This window comes from Myroides sp. LJL119, assembly GCF_054871605.1.
In genome coordinates this window covers 368,409-393,576 of sequence record NZ_JBTXLO010000002.1, presented here as the reverse complement: position 1 = coordinate 393,576, position 25,168 = coordinate 368,409, and the positions used below count along the sequence as shown (strand labels likewise).

Sequence of the window (25,168 nt, the reverse complement as noted above, 5' to 3'; positions counted from 1 at the left end):
TTTAATTACTTATTCAACGCTTTTTTAATAGCTGGGGCTACTTTATCACCTAAAATTTCAATACTTTTCATAATCGTTTTATGATTAGGCGCTCCAAGGTCCATATGCATAAGCCATCTAGTGAGACCAAAAAGCTCTTGTTGGTATAATACTTTATCGATCACCTGGTTTGCATCTCCAATAAATAAAGCTCCTTCTTTCTCACGACCATATTCATACTGCTCATAGGTATAAGGTTGCCACCCTCTTGATGAACCAATATGATCCATTTGAGACTTATAAATTGGGAAGTAATCTTTAGATAACACATCGGCATCTAAACCAAGTAATCCATGAGAATGCGTTGCTATTTGCATTTTCGCAGGATCATGTCCAGCGCTTAGATATTCAGCCTTATAATAATCGAAAAAAGGTTTATACTGAATTGGCATTCCTCCAATAATTGCAAAAACTAAGGGTAGACCTAATTTAGCAGCTCTACCAACACTCTCAGGAGTACCACCTGCTGCAATCCATATATCCATTGGTTTTTCTGGTCTTGGAAATATTTCTTGGTCTTTTAAGGCAGGTCGGAATTCACCCTCCCAGGTTATTGGTCCATTGGTATTATTAATTTTTAATAACAATTCTAATTTTTCACTAAATATCTCGCTGTATTTTTCTAAATCTAAACCAAACAAAGGAAACGACTCTATAAAACTTCCTCTTCCTACTGTTATTTCAGTTCTGCCTTTTGAAATTAAATCTACACTAGAAAAAGATTGGTATAATCGTACAGGATCACTAGAGCTAAGCACACTAACTGCACTAGTAAGTTTAATATTTTTAGTCACACTAGCTGCCGCTGCAAGTATTATCTCTGGGGTGGACACCACGTAATCTGGTCTATGATGCTCCCCAATTCCAAAGACATCTAACCCTACTTGGTCCATTAATTTAATTTCTTCTATTAACTCCTGCATTCTTACTCCTGCAGATTCATATTTATGAGTTTGGTTATTAAATCGTAAATCTCCAAACATGCTAATTCCTATTTCCATAACTTCTTTTTTATATTTTTTGTATAACAAATTTACTTTAAAAAATCACTAGCATCCCTTAATCTACATTAAGAAGTACTACCCATTTTAGAAACACTGTATTAAATTTACAAAAAACTAATCTACAAGTTAGCAATAAAGGGACAGATTTAAATCTATAATTATTTATTTCTGAATCTCCTAGGAAGTTACATCACAATATCTGCATAACTAACTCTAATAAAGTCATTTAAAATAAAAAGATGCCACGCATTAATATTACGCAGCATCCTTAAAAAATATAAACAATAAAAAAGGAACACATCTAATTTAAAGAACCTCTCTGGGTTTAATCTATACAGGAATTACTAGCATCTTTCCAAATCCTGATATCTGAGAAATAAAAAGGCTTCACAACAATCAAAGTAGTATCTCTGCTATCTTTAAATGTAAATTCTATAGTTAATACTTGATCTTTAGCCAGATCAAAGTCGCTTATTGCTATACCTAATGCTACTTTTTGAAAAGATTGTAAATCTAAGTGGTTTGGTAGGCTATACAGTACATTAACCTCTTTGCTTTGATTTAAAACTCCTTTTAAGCTTTCCCTAGTGTTAATTCGGAAGTTGACCTTATCAATTTCTAGATTTTTATAAGCTCTATTTTGAATATTAAAATGAAAATAAAGCACTTTATTGTGGGTATAAATACTTTTTAAGCTTGCTTTAAAAAAGTCATTTTTCCCAACAACATTCAAATAATTGTTTTGACTATTTATAATGTTTTGTACTACACACTTAATCTGTTTAAGGTCACTTTGATCAAAGTCCGTTAATTGCATACTAGTAGTTTGTGTTTCCCAAGAATCATTTACCAAATACTCACTGGTGGTGTTGTCTTTTTCTAGCACTAACTTATTTAAATCATAGCTTAAGGATTTTGGTTCTAAGGCATAGCTCACATCAAAGTTATAAAAATCTCCTTTATTTGTGATTACTGTGAAATTAGTCGGTGCCATACTATTAGAAACAGCCTTTACTCTTAATACATTGTGAGCAGGGTCAACTCTACTGGCAAGTATTTCGTGACTGCCCAAATCCACATAAGCTATTGGAGAATTAAACAATAAATGCGTCGTTTTATTATGGGTTATTTCAATGGGATAAGCACCTATGTGACCGCCTTGTAATTTAAAGTCGCCTTTTGTACTTTGAGCAGTGATACCTTGTATAAATAACAAACCAATTATAGCGAGTAATTTATTCATGAGTATATAATTTAAAAGTTAAAAACAGATTACTTATTTAACCTGCGCCATTAAATACAATTCTTGTCCTTTTTTTAACTTAACTCGAACCGTTCTTTGTTTTTTAGAGAAGTATCCTGCCACACCATTTAAAGCACTCCTGGTTAAATCAGTAGCTATTTGATCTTTTAATGGATTTAAAATAGAAATACTTGTTTGCGCACTCTGCCCCATATTACCTAGTATCTCCTTACCTACACTTACATTTTTAACATTAAACACCTCCAAACCTCTTTGTCCAGTTAGATCGTACCCTGTAAAGTCAACATTGGTTAAAACACCTTCAAGAATAATACTCTCGATATAAAGCTGAAGTCTATCGTTTTGAACTACAGCCACTGCGTGTAAGGTGGTTTCTTTGGTTAGTATTCTCCCATTAATTCTAACATCTTGTAAGACACCAAGTTTGACACTGCCTTTATTAACTAATGTTTGATTCTCTTTTATATAAACCAAAAGAGCATTTTCCATAAGTTTTTGGGCTTGATTTAAATCCTCTACACTATAAAAACCATTAGTGGTAAAAGCAACTGAATCTGTCACATCAGAAATTCCAATAGGTAATTTTCTCTCAAGTTTAGATACAACATCTACTTTTAAAGGGGTTACTTCCACTTTGGAATTTTTACCAAAATTAAGATTACTACTAGGTAAATTAACTGCTGGTAAATTTGAATCTTTAGGTAAATATCTAGAAGCAATTTCAAAAGATTTCTCAACAAATTCCAACTGATCTTCTAAAGAGGAGCTATTTACTAAAGGCTCAGAGTGTGAAAAAGACGGGGTCGATGGTTTTGGAAGAGTAAACTCACTGGGTTGACTAAAGATAGCCTCTTGCTTGTAAAAATCATCTACAAGAGTTCTTGTTTTTGCATAGTTTAACATGGCTTGTTTTAATGAATTCTCTTCTTCATTTAAAGCTACCTGAGGCAGTGGTATTTCTTGTAAAGTACCATTAGTTGAATCAAGAGTAATTTCTAGGCTCTGTAATAAACCATCTTGGTTTGAATTTTTGTTTTCCCACAAAGAAGTTTCATAAACTTTAATCTTATCATTTTGCATTTGTAACGAAGAAGCCTCAGGTACATCATCTGATATTATAAACTCTTTTTTTGAGGATTTAAAAATTAACCATTGGGATAAGAGAAACAGTATGGCAAGTAATGTGTAAACTATAAACTTCTTTAAATCTCTTGTTTTAGAAGGATGCTTTAAACCAGGTAGATATTTTTGCTTCTTTTTTTGACGTACAACCGATTTTGCCATGATAGAACAAATTAAAAGGAATTAATAAATTAGCTTAATCAAAGGATACATTATCCAGATAACCTCTTAACGGTTAATTACCTGTATATCTTTGTTTTGTATTACCACCAAGTTTTCTATAATAAAACCTTGGGGATTATTATCCGATCGGATCGAGGAGCTTAACTCCAAACTGGTAATTAAACTTCTTTTTGTAACATTACTAGCCCGAATTATGTATTGATTAGCATACGTAATGGTTTTATATGGATAGGTATCAAATGATATTCTTATGCTATCTATTTCAACACGTTGTTGTACATTTCCCGAAATAATTCTGGTATAGTATCCATTTTCCAATAAGTCTTTATAGTATTTAAAAGCACTTTTATCACTCAAATACAAAGCTCTTTGAATATTACTTTCAATGGCCGCTTTATCTGGAGATAAACTAAAGAAAAGTTCATGAAACCTTCTAACATGTTCTCTGGCTTCCACAGGACGATTAATAGCCACATCCTGAGACAAAGCTAGAATCAAGGATTTACCTTGGTCTAACACATAAATTTTCTCTCTTTGCTTTGCAGCAAAAGAAAAACTAGCCCAAAGCGAGCCCAAGACAACAAGGGTGCAAAAAGCAATAAATGAAAAAGTAAAAAGTCGAATTCGATTAAAACTACTCTCAATATTCTTTAAAGATTTAAACTCCATAACCTTCTATTATTTAGTGATTAATTTATTTTAAGAGCTTTCCACTCACCCCGTTTATACCAGATTTGACACTACTTATAACATTAGTAACTTTTACAGCCCCACTGTTAATATTTCCAAGGTAAGCGCCAACTCCACTTGCTTGAATAACCCAAGAACTTACGGTAGGGATTGTTAAATAACCTAAAACCCCTATTAGCATAAAAATTACATACAAAGAATTCGAACTATCAAAAGCTAAACTAGGATCTTGTAACATTGTTATATCTCTTTGAATAATTAAAGTTTGAATCCTAGCCAGTAATGCACTAAACAAATCGGAAATCGGCAACCACAAATACACACTCACGTAGCGCATAATCCAAAAAACTAAAGTATTTTCAAAACCTTTCCACACAGATATTGCAAAGACAAGCGGCCCTAGAATAGAAAGTACAATAAGAAAGAAAGTCCGAATAGTATCGATAATTAAAGCCGCGGCCATAAATAAAATTTCTAAAAACTCACGAAAACCTTCTTTTATACTTTTTTGTGTCTCATACATAGCCCTCTCTACATACATCCCACTAATGGTGGCTAAATCACTCAAAGACCAACCTAATTCTTGTAGTTTAGCATCGAATACCTCATTAGACACTAAAAAAGCTGTTTCTGGGTTTTCTAGCATTGCCTGTCTATATAAAGCATCTTTATTTTGCTGTAAAACTTTTAAGTCGATCACTTGTGACTCTAACATATCACTAGTTCCCTTTACCACTGGACTTAAAACCGTATTAAGGGTTCCTAGTACAAGTGTGGGAAAAAAAACAATACAAATCCCCAGTGCAAATGGCCTTAATAAAGGATAAACATCCACAGGCTCTGCCCTGGCTAAAGATTGCCATACCCTTAAGGCTATATAGGATAAAGCTCCTAAAGCGGCCACAACTTTTGCCACAGTAACCATATCCTGGGTCAAAGGAAGCATATCATCATAAAGATTTCGTAACATTAGGTGTAGACTCTCTTGATCCATAACTACCAATATTTTTGCCCTCGAGTGCCATATAGGTCTAATATAGCTTGGGAGGAATTAGACTTTTTTGACCTTATAATACTTATAGATATTGTTTTTTTGGTATAATAATCTACCAAAGAATGATATGCTTTAACCTCTTTATACAACCTATCGATTATCTCAAGTCTAGCATTATCAGTTAATGAAAGGGTACTTGGATTAATTATTTGTTTCAACTCGCTTAAAAGATCTACACTTTGACTAAGTAACATGGCATAGCCACTAGCTATAGCGACTAGCTCTTGCGCACTGAAATTAGGGTCTTTTAGCATCTTTGCGAAATTCTCTACATATATGGTGGAAACATTACCAACCAATAAAACAGTTTGTTGAACTTTCTTGGCATCTCGAACCAGATTATTAACCCTTAATAATTTATCGTACTGCTCCTTACTTTGTAAATACACCTTCTCTATCTCCTGAAAATTTTTCATTACCCCAGCCACTGTGGAAGAGGTTTGGGTAATTTCGTTGGCACTATTAATTATACTTTGTGCAAAATTTCCAGGATCATATACAGTTCATTGTCCCCAAACACCAAGGGGAATAAAAAATATAAATGAACTAAAAACCATAAATAAAACTCTATTTTTCAACATAATAACTCTTTTAAATAATTAATAATAACATAATCACACCCCCCAAAAAAAAGTGTTTAATATATCCCTTACTTAAAACTAAGTAAGGGACAAAAAACAAGTAAAAACAAAGCCTGTAAGGCACTTAAATAAAAACAAAGTCATTAATATTTTTAAGTAAAAAATAAACCCTGTGACTTGTAAAAGGGGGTAATAAAAACAATAAACCAAAAAAGGTGTTTTTTGCTTTATCATATAATGGCATTACCAAACTACGATAGCTTAAAAATCGTGGTAAATATCATAATGCATCTAGAAGCTTATAAAGGGTAAACCTAAATAAAATCTTGGTAAAGGATCGGTATCGTATCATATTACTATATTTCTGGGTTAGATACTCTATTTTGATTTGCTAATAATTTAATTGCATTACTATAGGAGTTTTTTCCATTTTCTGTTAAATCTAAAACCTGTTTTTTTTCCTTTTCTTCTGTGGTATAACATAAGTATTCAGGATAACTAACTTCTGTGGCATAAACAGCCGAATGCGTACCTCCTAAACCTATCCATACTTCTTTATAGTTCCTTAATGGATCATTATTCAGGTTTAAAGAAAGTATTTGAGCTTTCTCCCTTTCACTTATCCCTAAAAGACTTTGGATATTATCAAACTTATTTCTGTACTTACGCTGATCTAAAAGAATTTTACAATCCGAGTTGTTTATAATGGTCTCTTTAACAATCTCAGAGCTAATAATATCCTCTACTTCTTGGGTAACTACGATGGCCTCTCCAAAGAACTTTCTAACTGTTTTAAATAAATACTTTAGATAAAATGCCATGCCTTGCTTTGCAATAGCCTTCCACGCCTCTTCAATTAAAATTACTTTACGAACTCCCTGTAAACTTCGCATCTTACGGATATAAACTTCCATTAAAATAATAGTCACAATAGGAAAAAGCACAGGATGATCTTTGATTTGATCTATCTCAAAAACTACAAATCGGTTACTTAATAGATCCATTTCTTCTTTGTTGTTTAACAAAAAATCATATTCTCCACCTTTGTAAAAAGGCTGTAGCACATTTAAAAGTCCCTTTAAATCAAAATCTTTCTCTCTCACCTGTAGTCTATCTAGTTCGTTAGGATACTCGGTTTTTAAATACTCATAGAATGTATCAAAACAAGCAACAACAACATTAGCTTGTACGTTCTTTAAATAGCCATTTATTGCATTGGACAAGCCTACCTCTTCTGCTCTAGTAAAAGAATCTTCTTCTCTTTTCCACAGGGTTAAAACAAGAGCCTTTATACTCTGTTTTTTTTCTATATCAAATTTGTTATCAACGCTATAAAAAGGATTAAACGATATGGGATTTTCTTCGGTGTATATGAAATAAGCACCATCTTTTCTTTGGCTTTCTTCTTTGATTAACGCACACAATCCTTGATAGGAATTCCCGGTATCGACTAAAACAATATGTGCTCCTTGTTGATAGTATTGTCGTAGCATATGATTGGTAAAAAAAGACTTACCACTACCAGAGGGACCCAATATAAATTTATTACGATTAGTAATTATTCCCTTTTTCATGGGCAAGTCTGATAAGTCAACATGCACAGGTCTGCCACTTAAACGCTCAGATAACTTTATTCCAAAATCAGATAAAGAGTCCTTATAATTGGTCTCTAAAACAAAAAAGCAACTAGCTGGTTCAACGAAGCTAAAAAAGCTTTCTTCACTAGGAAACTCTGCGCTATTTCCCGGTATAGCAGCCCAATACAAGACAGGAGTATCCACAGAGTTTTGCTTAGGTGTTACGTCCATTTGCGCAATCTGGGTGGCACACTTTGTTCTAATTTGCGCCAAGTCATTATTATCATTGGCCCAAATCATTATATTAAAGTGAGCCTTTATACTAAGTAATCCCTTACTGTGCGCCATATTAAGATACTCCTGGCTCCACTGATTATTAATTTGATTTTCTCTGCTATACCTGGATAAAGACTGCATGTTTTTTGCTTTTTTTTCCAAGTCCTTTAAGTTTGCTTTACTATCTGATATAAATAAATATTGATTGTAAATATGATTGCAGTTAAGTAACAATCCCACAGGAGCGGCAAAGGATAAAAGCAAATTAGAGGTATCATTGGATAGTTTTTCGAATTTTTTACAAGCCATAACCTCTTGGGGTAATTGATCTAAATCTGCCAATGCGAAAAAACAAAGCTTTTCATTACCTATTTGAATCTGATCTGGACTTATATCTAAATCTTTAATAGTTGGTGATTTTTCTAACGAAAGACTTAAATACTGCTCGAAAATTCCAGCTTTCTTTTTAGTGCCTATAATTTCATCTTCACTTAATTGGGTGATTTGCATTAACTCACTTTGATTCAAAATACTCTGAAACTGATTAACACAGGCTATAAAGTCGGATATCATATTACCCTTTAAAAGACTTTGATCCAGCAAACTTCCCTTTACCAGAGAACTAAAAGCACTAGTTGCTTTTATTCTATTACTTGTTGTCTTGGTAATAAACACATAGGATTGATGGTTTAAAAAAGGTCTTTCATTAAAATGTTTTTTATTACTGTGATCTAAATAGCTGTCTGAAGCTTTGTTAAAATCACTTTTATATGTGTCTTTAGTAAACCAATCCTGTTTGTGAACAATGGTAAACTCAGGTAATGCCTTAATTGCTTGTGTTCATCCGCTGTGAAGTAACTCATAATCCTGCTCAGATAAGGTAAATATTTCTGGTAAATCTACTTTAAAACAAAGCGTTACATCGCCATTTTTAGATATTATACAATTGTTTTCAACTGCTAGAATCGGAAAGAAATTTTCCAATGAACTTGCTACGGTACTACTTCTCATAATCTATTTTTTTATTAAGGTTTTTTAAATAATACTTAAGCCTTAACCTGGCTTTAAGGTATCTCGGGATTTTTCGATGGACTCTATGTTTTAAAAGTCCATTGGGACCATAAATTTTATTATAGCTATAAACTCTTCAAAGAATAAAGCCGCCTAATACTGAAGCAGTAAAGAAATAAAGCAGTGGTGGGAATCCCACTAAGTGCATTACAACAATTAGTAATAAATTACCGATTAAACCACCAAGGAAATAAAAGATGTATGCTCCTTTTAATCCATAGAACTCTAATGGCTTACCAACCCCTTTTAAAATGCGATACTTTTTCATACTACTAGATATTAAAGAAAAAAAGAACGTAATATGGTGGCTGACACAATAAGAAAAATACAAGCCCCAATCCAACTCGCTGCTGTTTTACTAGAGTCCGGATCTCCACTAGCGAATTTATTATAAACCTTTACCCCACCTATTAACCCGGCTACGGCTCCTATGGCATAAATTAATTTAGTGGCTGGATCAAAATAAGAAGTAACAAGCTGGGTTGCTTCTGTAATACCTGCTATACCATTTCCTTGACTACGCATTTGTAGAGTTACAAGCAAACAAATAAGTGATGCTGTAGATTGATTTAAAAAAAGTCTTTTCATAAGGTTTTTATTTAATTAGTTAATTTTCATATGATAAATATCCAACTAAAAAAGCCTTATTCAGTAAACTAGCTCTCAATGTCTTAACTCTTCATGGATTGTCTTTTATGAACAAAAAAAACATCCATAAAAACATTGAAAAATGTTATTTATGGATGTTTTTTCAAGAGTGATAAGAAGTAAACCTCCCCTTTGTGATCAACTTGTAAGTTATTGAGACAATATAAACACTTTGAGACTATACATCAATTGTAAAAACCTATGTGTATAGTGTTTATTCGAATAATTTAATAAATCCAATAGACAGTTTTATATAAAAAAAAAAGACCTTTTGTTTTAACTATAACTAAATAGAAAAACAAAGGTCTTTAATATTTAAATAGGGTGAAAAGTAATTTATTTACGCTCTAAAGTATTTTTATTCCAATAACAGAAGAAGAATAAATTGGAAAAGAAGGTTAGAAATATTACTATAATATTCAAGTATAAAATATCATCAAATAAACAAGCAATACCTATAAAAGCAATTAAAGCCCCCCACACTACATCTCGACTTTTAAAAGCAGAAATTAGTTGATTGATTAAAAAAAGTAAAAATAAACCTAAACCAAAAATACCATATTCCAGAAAGAAGGTAAGAAACTGATTGTGTGGAGTTAACCTATGTTTATATGAATACTGTAGATCATGCTTTTCATAAGCCTTTAAAGCCATACTGTCTTTACTTAAAGACCCATTACCAATTAAAGGCGTTTCTAAAGCAATATCTAAAACGGCTGTCCATCTTGTAAGACGGGATTCTATTTTCTTTTGTGAACCTTTATCTTGTGAAAAATCCCAAGCTACTTGTTTAGTTAATCGTTGATATATGTAGGTATCCTTTACAGCATACACCATACCCATTAGAATAAACAACACCAAAATAGTACGCCTTAACAAAGAGTTGTAACCCTTTTTAGTTTTAAAAACAAGGTATATAAATAAACAAGCTTTAAATATTAAATAAACACCAAGTATTAAAAAAGGAACTCTAGAATTCATAAACACAAGGCACATTAGCAAGACAGTACTAAAAACAATTCGCAGCTGTTTATTAAATAACGTTTTTACTTCATTTATAATTACTAAACCAAAAACAAGATAGATACCTATCATTGTTGGGTGAAAATTAAGAAAAGAGGAAAACCTCACGTATGTATACCCAGAACTAAAAAGTTCTCGATCAATTATAAACCCACCTTTTTCTAAAAAATAAGTATAAAAGTTATTACTTAATAATAGTAAACTACACGATATAGTACCTAAAACAAAATAACGTAAAGCAATATGTTTTGTATGCTCTAAAACATCTTTTGGAATAAAGGCAAAAAGAATTGGTAGTAGCAAATAGGAATTAAAATTCTCGTAATACTTTATTGCTTTAAAAAAGTAGTCCGTGTAGAGTAAACCTATTGTTAAAAGTACAATTATAAACCCCGTTGTTTTTGTCAAAATAGACAGCCAAGAAATAGATTTATGAATTCCCTTTTTTCTATTTTCTATTATATAAAATAATAGAGAAACAAATAATAAAGCTATACCTATATTAGCCCACTTAGTACTTAATGGCAATAAAAAGCAAAATAATCCTGTTGTACTAAAAATGAGTTTTTTCCCCATGAATGTTTTTTTATTACTTAACGCTTGCAAAGGTAAGTTCTATATATGTAACCCCCTTAATTGTTTTAAACATTTATTTAAAACTAGTGTTTTTATGAGTAGACTACCTCTTTTAACAAATCTTGAAAGATTATAAATTGCGTTTTTATATTTTTTTGTAGTTTGTGTTAAAGTAGATTTTCCTACTATAGGTTATCCTTCATCGAGAATCTATTAATTAAGCACAGAAATTGCAGACTCTAATTCTTTAAAATAAAAAATCTGCGTTTTAACTTTAGTAAAAACGCAGATTATCTTTTACAGAATAGCATCACCTCCTTTCTTTGATTTTTTCCTAGGTAACAAATCAATAGCAAACTCTGCATTTAAAACAAAGCTTGCTTTAATATTCCTATCACCTAATGGAATTGTTCTTAACTTTACTGTCCTTTGTAATTGAACAAGGTCAATAACTTCATTTTTTGAGAGTCGGATACCAAAGGTATTTCTAGCCAATAGCCAATCACAGCTTAAACTTTGGCACTCTGCAGCATCTTTTTTAATATAAACGCTATAGTCTTTACACTTTGGACAGTATAAAACCCCTTTATTAGCAGGCGATTCTATTTTTTGTAACTCATCTAGCATCAGTTTTAACCAACTCTCCTGTTTATTTTCTAACTCTAATAAAGTTATTTTTCCTTTTTTAAAGTCATCCAAATAGGATTTCGCTGTTTTAAGAAAACTTGTTGAACTTATTCTACTAGTCTTAATTAATCCAAAAAGCTCTAGCCCTTTTAAAGTAGGTACTAACTCTGCATCTTGATTCTCAACAAATCCAAGTTTAATCAGCCGATCCACCGAATTTAAATGTGTCAGTTGATAATTAGACTGGTTTTCATCTGTAGCATCTATACTATACTCATCCTCGATCTCTTGTAAAAGACTTGATTCACAATGCAAGGTTATTTCTTTTGAATACGTACGTATACTAAACTGATTCCCTTTTATCACATCTGATGGATCAAATACACTTAGGTCGCAAAAGCGCTCTTGTTTATCTTCACTCATTATCCAGTGTACTTGTCTCCATCCTAAAACTTCATTTTTACTAGCTTTTAAAGAAAATGGAACGTACCCCCCGTTTAATGTCACCGTCGTTTTTGTCTTTCTAGACTCTGCAGAAACACTTTCCAGTATTCTACTGGTAATCAAAAAGTAAATCAGATATTCTGAATACTTAAGAGTAAATGGGCAATATGCACCAGAGAAAATACCCGTAGGCTCAAAGATCTCTACTTCCTTGGCGTGTACAGGATTAAACCTAGCTAACTTTAACTCACGTATATAGCCTTTATACCTTTTGTAATCATTTAATTCTTTTACTACTTTACTTATCTTGTTCCAGTAGTCCATAGGCATATCACGTGAGTAAGTTAATGCATTGCTGAGAAACTCTCTTTCACATAGCATCTTAACTACCTTATAGGTGTAACTAGCTGATAGTTCATACTTTTGGTGTGCTTTAATTTGCAAGGAGCTTAAATCATATAAAGGGGGAGGTAATTCAACTACCTTTTCGTGTGTTACAGAAGCAACAACAAAGTCGGGCAGTTTAATACACATTCGTAAATTATGCTCTGCTAAATCTTTTTGATCCCAAGATTCATCAGAAATAAATACGTAATCTTTCCCCTGTCTATGACAGATAAACTCTAAACGATAAAATTCTTGTTTTTTTGCCTGCCTTATTTGTATATGTCTTTGACATATTTTAGCTAGAAAAGGAAATTCATGTATTTGTAAATCAAAGTTTCCTTTAGGTGCTAAATAAGCTAAATGGGCTTTGGCATATATTTCGGCCATTTTTGTAAATAAATTACTACGATGGCTTGTTTGAAACAAAGTCTCTGTTACTGCTGAACAGGCTTGTAGTGGTGTAAATTTATCTTTATTGAAAAAAGATAAGCGATTTAAGTAGGCTATCTTATAAGATGATTTTGGAATTTTTAAATACTCAAACAAATATCCAAATAACAGTTCATTCTCATAAGTAGGGTAATAAGCAGCGGTAACATCTTCACATTTTTCTAAAAGCTGCTGGATAATTTTAAGTTGACACAAAGAACCTTGTTCCTTAGTCCTCTTTTCAGGATCCTTTAATCTCTGTATAGCAAGAGAATAAGTCCTTGGTATTTTGAGAGAATTCTCATTTTCACAGGTGCTAAGCGCATAATGATGTAAACTATCCACATCTACATTCACCCTAGCCCTTCAAGTTACATAGTAACCATTGCCCCTGAAAAAACCTCTTTCCTTCTTACGTGCCCCGATATGAGAGGCAAGTTTCCAAGCTAAGACCCTGTCTGGTAAAATTAACAATTGTCCCATTGCAATAATTTTATTTGACAAGAAAAATAATTTTATTTTCTCTACTTATTTACTAAAGAAGAGTAATTCCCACTTTAGTTTGACTAAAAACCAAACTGTAAGAAAAGAGCGTTGCAAAAGATTTCTAATAAGAACCTTTTTAATACCTAAATTAAACAATCAATCAATGGTACTATATTACCTACTGATTCTACTTTTCGATGGTAATGTCTCCTTTAAAAGGTCTATCTAATACCTCCCTAAGAAACTTTCTAACATCTACATCCTTGTAATAAGCTTTACCACCAAAAATGTGATATTTGATCTTTCCATCGCTACGATAACGCTGTAATGTACGCAAGGATACGCACAATAAATCAGCAACTTTCTTGCTATCATATAGCTTAATACCGTCAACACTTAAATGGTTGGATAATCCATGTACCAAATCTCTACGGATACGGGAAACTAATTTATAAAGTTCCTCAGCAGCACGAGCAAAATCATCTCGTGAAAAATTTTCTGACTTCATAGCCTAAAATTATTAAATTAAAAATAAAACAAAATATTAGATAAATTTATCTCAACAGAATAGGTGATTTATAATGCATTTTTCAGTTCAGCCAAATTCCAAAAAAAATTCGAATAAAAAAATCACAAAACCAGAAAAAGCAGTTTTTAAGGCAAAAATACTACCTAGCCCATACCTTTGTCCTACCTAGCCCATACCCCTAGACCTGTTGTGTAAGCCAGTGTTTATCAGCGTTGTAGTAAAAAACCCTCTTAAAAGTTAAAGTTTTCTTAAAAAAATATTCAGCATGGTTTCTGTAACATCATTTAACATATTAAAGCTTAATATATTACCTTCAAGGACTCGGAAATGATATAAGAAATTATCTAAAAAGCGTAAATAGATATTTTAATAAAAAAACAGGCCAATAAAATGCAACTTAAAAATAAAATTACAAACCAAAATCAAGTCAAAAAAGGCTAGAAAAATGGAATATTAACTCCTTTCTCCTAGCCTTTTTATTTTATTTTATTTTTATTAGTATCTATTTAAAATATAAATGTTTTTTCCCCTTCGTATCAACTTTTAAATTATTTGCTTGAACCAAATGTTTTAAAACGTTTGAGATATTTCCGCTAGTTACTAGTTCAGATAAAGAGTAATCACTAATTAACTTACTTCTAATCTCACCCACGCTTCTAGGACTACTAAAATATCCTGTTTCAATTAGCATTTTAATTAATCTTGTTGATTTTTTATATTTTGTTATATTACTTTCTTTAACTAATGTTTTTCTTACATCAATTCCTAGATCTCGTTTGACATCTAAGGGATAGTTTACAGCCTTAACATAAGAAATATAACAATCAATAGGAACATCTTCTCCAAGCTCTACCGCACGAATAAAATGTTCAGACTTGTTTATAACTGAGCTTAAGCTTTTTTGACTTAGTCCTATCTCCTCCCTTTTCATTTTTAAAGCTTTTCCTAATTTAATTCTGTAAGACATAACTATTTCTTTAAACTACAAAAAATAAACACAGTTAAGTTTTGTAGTTTCAATTATTATTTATATGTTTGTACATAATTAATGACGACAAATAAGCTTTTTGCTTATTCAACGATGTTTTCTTGTCCCGAATGTCCTAAAATTCACCAGCAAGAGAATCGTGGTGTCGCTCCATGCAAAAAAGTTTCGTACTTTTGAACTGCATGCGAGCGGTACTCACGTAATCTAATGGTTTCTCTAAATTTTAGAGACGGGCGTAGGACACCCAGGGTTAGAGAATGTGAGCCGCTCCGTGTTTTTTACAAGAAACGGTTATCATAACTCAAAACATCGTTCATATAAATTATGTGAGCGATTTTTTATTTTATATACTTTGTAATTTCAACCATTTTAAAAAAGGTTGTATTTAATGAGGTTTAAATAGATTATTCGTTCTCATTATAGGGTAAGTGAAAAAAAAATGATGTATTCTTTTTTATTACACTTTTTCCTTTGCTTTGATTATTAATGAGTTCCATTATATCAAATAAAAGGTGTTTATTATTATCTCGAACAATAAAAGTAAACTCTTTTTTGGTATTATCCAAACTATATAATACAAGGATAGATCTCTTACAAAAGCATAAAACAATAACAAGGGTAAGCTTAGTAGTGTCTACTAAGTTTCCCTGCAGAATAAAAGAGCTTTGGATATTTTTTAATTCCAAGCTATTATATAATAACTAATATTAGATGATGCTCCCACATGATCGTATTAGAAACGAGTCTTGATTAGAAAAAGACTATTATCTTATTCCCATAAGGTTTCGCTAAAACTAGTTAGCCCCTTATGCCAGTGTTTTATAACACTCTATTCGTTGTTCGGTATTCCATCGAAATTTTCAATTATTACTTTTTTACAACCAATAATTGTTTAACCAATTTAAACCAACTCGTACACTTATGACAAAAAGTTTGTTGGTAGGTAAGAGTACCACTGAATCTATAATTCAGAAAAAGCTTAAGAAACAACTCTTACTTACAACGTAGTTTTCCATAATGAAATAATGTACTATACTGATTTCATAAAGGTTTTTGATAGTTAGGTGAAAATAACTACAACAACAAACGCTTAAAGAACACAAATACGCGTATTCAAAGGGATTTTGAATTGCGTACAGGACAAATCTATACCTAATTTTTACCCATCTAACAAAATGGGTGGGTAAAGAAAAGGTGAGTTAAAAATGCTATGACTCATATATTAAGAATTACGGGGTGGTTGCCTATAGTCTCTTTGCCGAAAACAAACTTTATCCTACTATAGCAATTGTTTAGTCTAGCACCATCCCTTTTCTGACAAAAATTCTTGAAAATATAGAGTTAATGCAGACATTATACTAGTTAGTAACTAGTTGACCCGTTTACTTACGCCAAGACTATTAGAATATATAACAGTGAGGCAAACGACCACTAATACGGGAGAAAAAGGTGTATACAGGTATACTAAAAATACTCACTATAGATATACCTATATACACAAAATTTAAACAATAAATAAAACTAACAAACAACAAAGCCCTAAAGGCAATTCGTAAAATACATCGTTCTGCATGTTTCACAATAAGTCTATATAAGCCTATAAACTGACCATGTATTATATAGCATACCCAAAAAGAAGATGTATAACCGCTATAACCAAGGAAAGTCACTTGTAATTGCGGATTAAGTAAATCAAAGTTTAACTTTAAAAAGTAATGCCTATGAATCAAAAAGCGAAAGTAAGAACTGCTACTCCACAACAAAGAATGTGTATCGATAGTGGTATTTTTAAGCCTAATGGAGCAATAGTCTTACTGTTTGCAAAACGAAAAATTTAGCGGGTGATTTTTTTAACTTATGTGTACACTCAGCTTTAAAATGCATGATAATATCTATTCCTTTTGCCTTACCTTATGTTTTGGGAGAAATGGTTAAGGAATAATAATGCATAGGAATAGATATTTATTTCCTTAAATACAAAGTCTTTACATACCTCAGCAGATTTCATTTTACATCTACTTTTACTTAAGGTTTTTCAAATTAAAAAGACACTTAAATGTTGTGGCCTAATACAACAGTGTTTATAAACCCTAAAGACAATACCAATATAAATAACACTAATACTATGAAATCAAAACTACTTCCATATTATGGATATAGCGCAGCTATGCTCTTTATAATTCTATGCTGTACTCCTACTATACTTTTTGCTAACCAAAATACAGGTAATTTTAAAGACAATGTAGACCAGCAAAAAATAATGGTTACAGGGAAAATTACCGACCATTCGGGTGCACTACCCGGAGTAGTTGTACAAATTGTATCAACAAACACAGCTACTCTTACCGATCACGATGGTAATTATACTATTGAAGTAACTCCAGGTAATAAACTGAGTTTCTCTTATATGGGATATATTACCAAAACAATTGAAATAATAAATCAACATACTTTAAATCTAACCTTAGAACAAGACAGTAAAGAGTTAGATGAAATTGTTGTAAATGCAGGATATTATACCGTAAAAGACAGAGAAAGAACTGGTAGTATCGCCCGTGTAACTTCGAAAGATATAGAATTTCAACCTGTTACAAATCCATTACAAGCAATACAAGGTAGAGTTGCGGGAGTAGATATTACGCAAAGAACTGGCCTTGCTGGAGGAGATTTAAAAATTGAAATTAGGGGTAGAAATTTTTTAGATTCAGGTTATATTAGAAATCAACCTCTTTATATAATAAACGACATACCCATCATATCGACCTCACAGGGTCTAGATGGTAATGCCCTAGGTAGTCAAATACTTAGAGGCGGAATCTCTCCTCTTAACGGTATAAATCCTGCAGACATAGAAAGCATTGAAATTTTGAAAGATGCAGATGCGACAGCAATTTATGGAGCCAGAGGTGCAAATGGCGTAATTTTAATAACAACCAAAAAAAACACAAATAAGCAATCAGAATTCAAAATTACGTCCTCAATAGGTTTTAGTAGAGTAGCAAATTTTATGAATATGCTAAAAACACCTGACTATATAAAACTACGTGAATTAGCATTCTTAAACGATAACATTACAAATTACCCCCCTAATGCTTATGATATAAATGGCACCTGGGACAAAAATAGATATACAGACTGGCAGAAAGAGCTTATTGGAAATACAGCTATTGATCAAAATGTAGGGTTAAATATAAATGGGGGAAGTCATTTAGCAACTTACAGTATAAATTATAATCACAACAAAAACAAAACCGTTTTTCCAAGTTCTGAGGGGTATAAAAGAAATTCACTCAATTTAAATTTTAATCAACGTAGCGAAAATAATAGGCTGCATATTAACTCATCGGTAATTTATACCGAACAATCAAACACACTGCCCATTGTAGATTTAACTATGCAGGCTTTAACATTACCTCCAAATGCCCCTGCCCTTTATAATTCCGATGGTTCTCTAAATTGGGAAAATGGTACATTTAATAACCCATTAGGTAATCTTCAAACTACTTATTCTAATACGGCACGTAATTTAATACTGAACACATCTATTAAACTAAATTTAGATGATAATTTTTATTTCAAACTTAATGGTGGGATTTCTAATAATGATATTCTAGAAATGAGGATTAACCCCCATACTGCGTATGACCCTTCTTATGGGCTAACAGAAGAACATTCTGAAACTTATAAAGAAATAGTAAAAAGTAACTCTTTAATAATAGAACCTCAACTTCACTACAATTATCAATTTAAAAAACATCATATTTCCTTACTCGCAGGAGTATCGTATCAAAGTAGCAAATCAAGCTTACTAGGTTTGCGTGGGAATAATTTTCCCTCTAATGCCTTTATTGAGGATTTATCAGCCTCCAATTCAAAATTTATTCAAAACGATAATTTTCAAGAATACAAACATATATCCGTATTTACAAGAATTAACTATACTCACAGTAACAAATACATATTCAACATTACCGGAAGACGAGATGGTTCTAGTCGCTTTGCCAACAACTATAAATTCGGGAATTTTGGAGCATTAGGTGTAGCATGGGTTGCAAGTAAAGAAAACTTTCTAAAAGATAACAAAACCATTTCCTTTGCTAAACTTAGAGGTAGTATTGGTGTAACTGGAAGTGATAATATAGGGGATTATTCCTATTTAGACACTTATAATGTTAATATATCTTATAATAATTCTATAAGCTTAAAGCCTACAGCCTTATATAATCCAAATTATAAATGGGAAAACACAAAAAAAATAGAAGTAGCCATTGATCTAAGCTTATTTAAAAACTCTATTAACACAACACTTGCTTATTATAACAATAGATCTTCAGATCAGTTAATAGGATATACACTTCCTGCAACAACTGGTTTTCCATCAATTATAATGAACTCAGCAGCTGTAGTTGAAAATCAAGGTTGGGAATTTAACCTTAACACTACTAATATACAAACTCAAGATTTCTCATGGTTTACAAGTTTTAATATTTCTCTACCTAAAAACAAATTAAAATCTTATCCTGGTCTAGAGGAAGGGACACAAAGTAGCATCTATCAAATTGGATATCCCCTAAATATAACGAAGACTTATAAATATAATGGCATTGATCCAAATACTGGACTATACTTATTTGAAGATTTTAATCAGGATGGAAAAATTAATAGTCAAGATAAACAAGTTCTAAAAGATCTATCTCCTAAGATACATGGAGGAATACAAAACACTTTAAAATATAAAAATCTATCATTAGACTTTTTATTTTCATTTATAAAAAAGGAAACATATAACCTTGATAAGACTTACAATAACACACCAGGTGGATCTATGACAAATCTACCTGTAGAATTACTAAATTATATTACTCCAGATAATCCAGGTGGTCGATATTTATCACCTACCACAAATTACCTGGCAACTACCTCTAGTATGAATTATAGAGAAAGTGATGCTGCTATAAGCGATGGCTCATTTATTAGGTTAAAAAATATAAACCTTGCCTATAGCTTTAATTTACCACAACTTAAGATTCATTCGTTAGTGATCTATGTACAAGGACAAAACCTTTGGACAATAACCAATTATTATGGCATGGATCCTGAATTTATCACCAATGGTAGTATACCACCTTTAAAGACTTATTCAATTGGTCTACAATTAACTTTTTAAAAAATTAAATATGAAAATTGATTATACCCTAGTAAAACGAGCTATTTACACTGTAATCGGATTAACAACATTACTTTTTGTTTCGTGTGATGATTACATTGAAGTAGACTTACCTAAAAATAAAATGAACAGAGAAGATGTGTATCTTAATACAGAAACAACTAAAGCCGCTCTTAATTACCTATATGTTAGATTGAGAGATGCGAACTTTATTATTGAACAAGGAAAAAACTTAAGTCTTTATACCGATGAATTAATATCGAATCACCAAACTCCCAATGATTTTCATATCAATAATATTCTATCAAATAATGCGATAATAGGAAATTGGTGGAATAGTGCGTACACCGAAATTTATAACATAAATACATTTATTGAAGGAGTTAAAACTGCAAAAGTACTTAGTGACTTAGATAAAAATCAATTTCTTGGTGAAGCATACACTATCCGTGCAATTTACTATCAAGCTTTAACTCAACTTTTTGGTGATATTCCGTATACTGTTACTCCAAATTATCAAGAAAATATTAACATTCATAAAACTGAAAACAATCTAGTATTACAAAGAATAGAGAGCGATTTACTACAGGCTGTGGATTTATTAAGCTATGATTATAGAGGGTCAAATAGAGTATATATAAACCGAGCAGTAGCTGAGATCATCTTAGCTGAAAACTACTTATTACAAAACAAACCTGATTTAGCTGAAAAATACTGCACTAATATCATTGAAAATCCACTCTATAATTTAGAAGAAGATATTAATAAAATTTTTAAAAATGATTCAAAAGGAACTTTACTACAAATGAGTCCGGTGGTAATGCCCTCTACATTTCCTGATGTCACATTTTATCTTTTTACAACTATTACTGCTACAAGCTTTTCTATAACGGAGTCCTTATATAATTCTTTCGATAATAACGACTTAAGAAAATCGTATTGGATAAATAACAGTAACATAAATAATTCTGTATATCATCAAGTTTACAAATATAAAAACAAAACAAATAATTTAGATGAATTTCAAATCATGTATAGATTAGAAAAAGCTTATTTTTTATTAAGTGAGAGCCTTGTAAAACAAGAAAAAACAGCTGATGCAGTAGAAATTCTAAATAAAGTAATGGCCTTTAGAGGAGTTGTTCCTATTCCTACAACAATTTCAAAATCAAGCTTTATTGATAAATTATTAATAGAAAGCTCAAAAGAATTCTTCACTGAGTATGGAATGCGATTTTATGACTTAAAAAGAAATGACGAACTAAATAGTTTATCTGTAAAAAAAGAAAATTGGCAAACCTATCATAACTTATTCCCTTTGCCAGATAAAGAAACTTTAATAAATAAAAATTTACTGCCAAACAATATTGGCTACTAACAAAAAACTATATGAGATTATCAATCCTTTTTACGTTATTAACGTTAATTTCTTTACCCTTATCCTGTAATTTAAAGTGGAGCGAAAAACAGTTAAATAAACCTTTTATTCAAAATATAGATGGTACCATTACTATACAAGGAAGAGTTATTGATCCAATTACAAACCTGCCACCAGAAGGAATAACAACAATAAACATTTCTAATAAATGGAAGTGGCTTGTCAAAATACCGGGGGTACCAAAAAACGGAGAAAATGAAAAAGTTTTTTTAGATAAAAAAGGTTTTTTTTCTATAACAATCAACAAAGAAGACACAATTCAAGTCCTCCCCACAAAACTTCTCTACCAAACTAACTTACACAATTATAAAATCACAAATCTAAAAAATAACCAAATCCTAAATTTCACAGTTAAAAGGGACAGTACAATATATAAAGAAGTTTTAAAAAGTGATCCAAGAGCTAAAGAAATATTAGCTACATACTTAAGTCAATCGAATCCTGAGAAAATAATTACAATTTCAGGAACCATTGCCAGTAAAATAACACAAAAACCTATAGCTAATGCCTCCGTTGGAGTTTTCGGTATAAACAATATAACAGGTGCTATGACATTTCATATGACCGATAATTATGGTCAATTTTCCATGCAAGTTCCCAAAAACAGCATTTTTATATTAAATCCTGCTACACCACAAAGTAAGTACTTTAAGGTAACAAATGATACAGTGATAAACATATTACAATAAAAAACATGAAAGCTACAGTATTTCTATCTATTATTATATCATTATTCTCATTAAATACAAAATCGCAAACTGATAGTATTCGAATAGATGAAAAATGGTTTACCTTGCTCCCTCATTCAATATCACCTGATGGAAAATGGATTAGCTACATCAAGCAGTATGAAACTGGCAGTACTAGAAAATTAAAATATTTTTTTTTTGATATTCAAAATAACATAGAGCATGAACTAATTAACCAAAATAATTCTCCTACCACTTTACTTACCGAGAATCTAGCACTAATACAAAAAGATAACTCATTACAAGTTTATAACTTAAAAGAACAAAAAATCATATCTAATATAAATAATGTAAAGAAATTTAATATTGACATCAATACAAACCAAATATTCATTCTAGGTCATGATAAGAAGTTACAAATTGCAAATTTCAAAAAGATAGATTCTAATTATATAATTGAAGATATAGTAAACTATGTATTGAGTCCCGACAATCGATACTTGCTGTATATTAATAAGGATAATAAATTATTCTCTGTAAATACAATAACTAAGGAAAAAAAAAGATATAAACCATTTATACATGACTTTACTTTCATTAAATGGAATTTACAGCAAAATGTAATTGCATTTTTAAACAAAGACAATTTCCTTCAATTGCTTAATTTACAAACCAATGAAATGGCTATTATAAATAGCCAATTAGATAATGCTAAAAACTTAGAAGTAAATTTTTCAATCAACAATGATCTATTTATAAAATACGAAACCTATATTCCGAAAAGTCCACAATATAAAACGTACTTAGAAATATTAGGAGTTAATTCAAAAGAACCAATGCCCTACTACTTTCAAAACAACTTCACTTTAAAAAAAGAAGCACTTGTTTATAAATATGATACCAAATCAATGATTAAAATGGAAAGAAATGATAAAAAAGAATATCTCTCAATAAACTTTCCTGATCATGTAATTTATTATGACAAATTACAATTTAAAGATTTCCTAAATCAATTATACAATATTAATTATAGACTTTTTAATATACAAACAAAAGAATCATATGACTTAACAACACAAAAATCAGTTATTATCACACCCTCTAAAGATGGAAAGTTTATATTTTATCCCACAACTAACCCTAATAATTGGGAATTACTAAATATACAAACCAAGCAAAAATTCACCTTAAGAACAACATCAGCTAGTGGAGGTCTCGTACCACACTGGAGCATAGATTCAAAATCAATTTACTTTCAACGTGATAATAAACTTATTGAATTTAATATAGAATCTCTAACTTTTAAAGTATTAAAAGTATTTCCAAAAAACACATCTTTACGACTTATAACTAACACTCTTGAAAACAATAGATCAAGTTCATCAAAACAGTATGTAAATACAAAAGCAAATATTTTTATCAAAACTAAAACCAATCAAAAAGAAGCTATTTACAAATTTTCAAATGGAAAAATTGTTCTATTACGTTTACCAACTTCTAATCGAATACTTAATATTAGAGTAGATCATTCCCAAAATAATATATCATGGATAGAAGAAAACTTTAATCTTCCGCCAACTATAATGGTTTACACCGATAGTTTATTTTCTATAAAAAATAATTTAGATAAAGAGTTATACGATTGGCAGTACCAAAAATCAATAGTTTATAAAGATACGAATGGTGTAGCACTTGAAGGGATTCTCTACTATCCAAAAAATTTTAATAAAAACAAAAAATACCCTTTAATAACTTATATTTATGAAGAAGTGAGATCTTCTCCTCTACTTCAACCTAATGCTTTTATAGTTCCCACATTATTAAACACACATGGTCACAATAGAACACTACTTACTGAACAAGGGTATTTTGTATTTACACCTGATACTTACATAGGAAATGAAGGACCTGGTTTAACAGCAGTCAATTGTGTTGTTCAAGGTGTACAAGAAGTATTAGCAGTGGAACCTGCAATCGATAATTCTAAAATAGGACTTAGCGGGTTCTCCTTTGGTGGATACAAAGCTAGTTTAATTGGAGCTTATACAAATCTCTTCAGTGCAATTATAAGTATTTCAGCGCGTCATGATTTACTCTCTTATTATATGCAACTTGATGGCGAAAAAGAACCTGGTTTTACTAGATTAGAAAATGGACAATTTAAGTTAATAGAGAATTATGCCCAAAACCCTACGAAATACATAGCTAACTCGCCTTTACTGCAAGCGCAAAATATAAACACTCCTATGTTAATAGTTGCGGGATTAAACGACACAAATGTATCAGCACAACATACTAGAAGTATGTATTGGGCTTTAAAAAGATACGAAAAATTTCAGAGCGTTGCACTATTCTATAACAAAGTGGGTCACGGATTTAGAATCTACGACCAAGATAAAGAAGCTACAGATTTCACTATTAGGTATATACAATGGTTTGACTATTTCTTAAAAGAGAAGAAGAATATTCCCTGGATAAAAGAAAACACCTCTGCTTCCACAGAGAAATAGAAAATCAGTAATTTTTAGTTCTATATAAATTTATAAATTAAATCGAGTAGGACGCTGAAGAAATAATCTTCAGCCGACCTCACACCACCCGGCATACGGTTCCTACCAAGACGGTTCTTTATTTTACAATACTTTTAAGTAGATGTTATTTAAAGATGTATAACCTCCTATATTTACCTTAAATATTCCGTACAATTTTGGACTTTAGTTTGTTATGTAACCTTATCCGATATTATTGAGTCTGATATAGTTTCTGTTTGTCCGGTCAAGGGTTTGCCTAGCGCTTCCTTCAGATTTCACCTCACGATGGACACCCTTGCATTTGGCTAACACTTCCCGTTGTAAAGGCGTGTTCGGGACTTGCAC

15 protein-coding genes and 2 pseudogenes are annotated in these 25,168 nt (G+C 31.2%); 4 read left to right on the top strand and 13 right to left on the bottom strand.

Translation table 11 applies throughout. The features are described from left to right. Positions 1-5: 5 nt before the first annotated feature. From ACYSNV_RS04605 to ACYSNV_RS04545, 13 genes and pseudogenes are all read right to left on the bottom strand, one after another. The gene (locus ACYSNV_RS04605; RefSeq protein WP_461761391.1) at positions 6-1,040 is read right to left on the bottom strand and encodes an LLM class flavin-dependent oxidoreductase; all 1,035 of its coding nucleotides are present in this window, start codon (positions 1,038-1,040) and stop codon (positions 6-8) included. Between the two features lie 328 nt (positions 1,041-1,368). Next, on the bottom strand, positions 1,369-2,286 hold the full coding sequence (locus tag ACYSNV_RS04600) for a DUF4138 domain-containing protein (RefSeq protein WP_461761390.1): 918 nt from the start codon (positions 2,284-2,286) through the stop codon (positions 1,369-1,371). Between the two features lie 33 nt (positions 2,287-2,319). Next, entirely contained in the window at positions 2,320-3,591 is a 1,272-nt protein-coding gene (gene traM / locus ACYSNV_RS04595; RefSeq protein ID WP_461761389.1) for a conjugative transposon protein TraM, read from the bottom strand. Positions 3,592-3,657: 66 nt separating this feature from the next. Beyond that, positions 3,658-4,281, bottom strand: coding sequence for a conjugative transposon protein TraK (gene traK, locus ACYSNV_RS04590; protein WP_461761388.1), 624 nt, complete (start codon positions 4,279-4,281; stop codon positions 3,658-3,660). Positions 4,282-4,306: 25 nt separating this feature from the next. Further along, positions 4,307-5,296: a conjugative transposon protein TraJ gene (gene traJ, locus ACYSNV_RS04585; RefSeq protein ID WP_461761387.1), complete on the bottom strand. Its 990-nt coding sequence runs from the start codon at positions 5,294-5,296 to the stop codon at positions 4,307-4,309. A 2-nt stretch (positions 5,297-5,298) separates the two neighbouring features. Beyond that, positions 5,299-5,913 (bottom strand): annotated as a pseudogene (locus tag ACYSNV_RS04580) (DUF4141 domain-containing protein). A gap of 380 nt (positions 5,914-6,293) precedes the next feature. Next, positions 6,294-8,801: pseudogene (locus ACYSNV_RS04575) on the bottom strand (TraG family conjugative transposon ATPase). A gap of 136 nt (positions 8,802-8,937) precedes the next feature. Then, on the bottom strand, positions 8,938-9,129 hold the full coding sequence (locus tag ACYSNV_RS04570; protein WP_461761386.1) for a DUF4133 domain-containing protein: 192 nt from the start codon (positions 9,127-9,129) through the stop codon (positions 8,938-8,940). A gap of 11 nt (positions 9,130-9,140) precedes the next feature. Further along, positions 9,141-9,449, bottom strand: a complete 309-nt coding sequence (locus tag ACYSNV_RS04565; RefSeq protein ID WP_461761385.1) for a DUF4134 domain-containing protein — start codon at positions 9,447-9,449, stop codon at positions 9,141-9,143. A 396-nt stretch (positions 9,450-9,845) separates the two neighbouring features. Next, positions 9,846-11,108 (bottom strand): O-antigen ligase family protein, encoded by a 1,263-nt coding sequence (locus tag ACYSNV_RS04560; RefSeq protein WP_461761384.1) that lies wholly within the window; start codon positions 11,106-11,108, stop codon positions 9,846-9,848. Between the two features lie 297 nt (positions 11,109-11,405). Beyond that, entirely contained in the window at positions 11,406-13,352 is a 1,947-nt protein-coding gene (locus ACYSNV_RS04555) for a DNA topoisomerase (protein WP_461761383.1), read from the bottom strand. Between the two features lie 316 nt (positions 13,353-13,668). After that, positions 13,669-13,989: a helix-turn-helix domain-containing protein gene (locus ACYSNV_RS04550; protein ID WP_461761382.1), complete on the bottom strand. Its 321-nt coding sequence runs from the start codon at positions 13,987-13,989 to the stop codon at positions 13,669-13,671. Between the two features lie 523 nt (positions 13,990-14,512). Continuing rightward, positions 14,513-14,977, bottom strand: a complete 465-nt coding sequence (locus ACYSNV_RS04545) for a helix-turn-helix domain-containing protein (protein WP_461761381.1) — start codon at positions 14,975-14,977, stop codon at positions 14,513-14,515. Between the two features lie 2,146 nt (positions 14,978-17,123). Between ACYSNV_RS04545 and ACYSNV_RS04540 the strand changes: the two genes are divergently transcribed. From ACYSNV_RS04540 to ACYSNV_RS04525, 4 genes are read left to right on the top strand one after another with little or no spacing between them, the layout of a single operon-like run. Further along, positions 17,124-20,165, top strand: a complete 3,042-nt coding sequence (locus ACYSNV_RS04540) for a SusC/RagA family TonB-linked outer membrane protein (RefSeq protein ID WP_461761380.1) — start codon at positions 17,124-17,126, stop codon at positions 20,163-20,165. Between the two features lie 10 nt (positions 20,166-20,175). Then, on the top strand, positions 20,176-21,543 hold the full coding sequence (locus ACYSNV_RS04535) for a RagB/SusD family nutrient uptake outer membrane protein (protein WP_461761379.1): 1,368 nt from the start codon (positions 20,176-20,178) through the stop codon (positions 21,541-21,543). Between the two features lie 11 nt (positions 21,544-21,554). Further along, on the top strand, positions 21,555-22,292 hold the full coding sequence (locus tag ACYSNV_RS04530) for a hypothetical protein (protein WP_461761378.1): 738 nt from the start codon (positions 21,555-21,557) through the stop codon (positions 22,290-22,292). A 5-nt stretch (positions 22,293-22,297) separates the two neighbouring features. Further along, on the top strand, positions 22,298-24,802 hold the full coding sequence (locus ACYSNV_RS04525; protein ID WP_461761377.1) for a S9 family peptidase: 2,505 nt from the start codon (positions 22,298-22,300) through the stop codon (positions 24,800-24,802). Positions 24,803-25,168 lie beyond the last annotated feature (366 nt).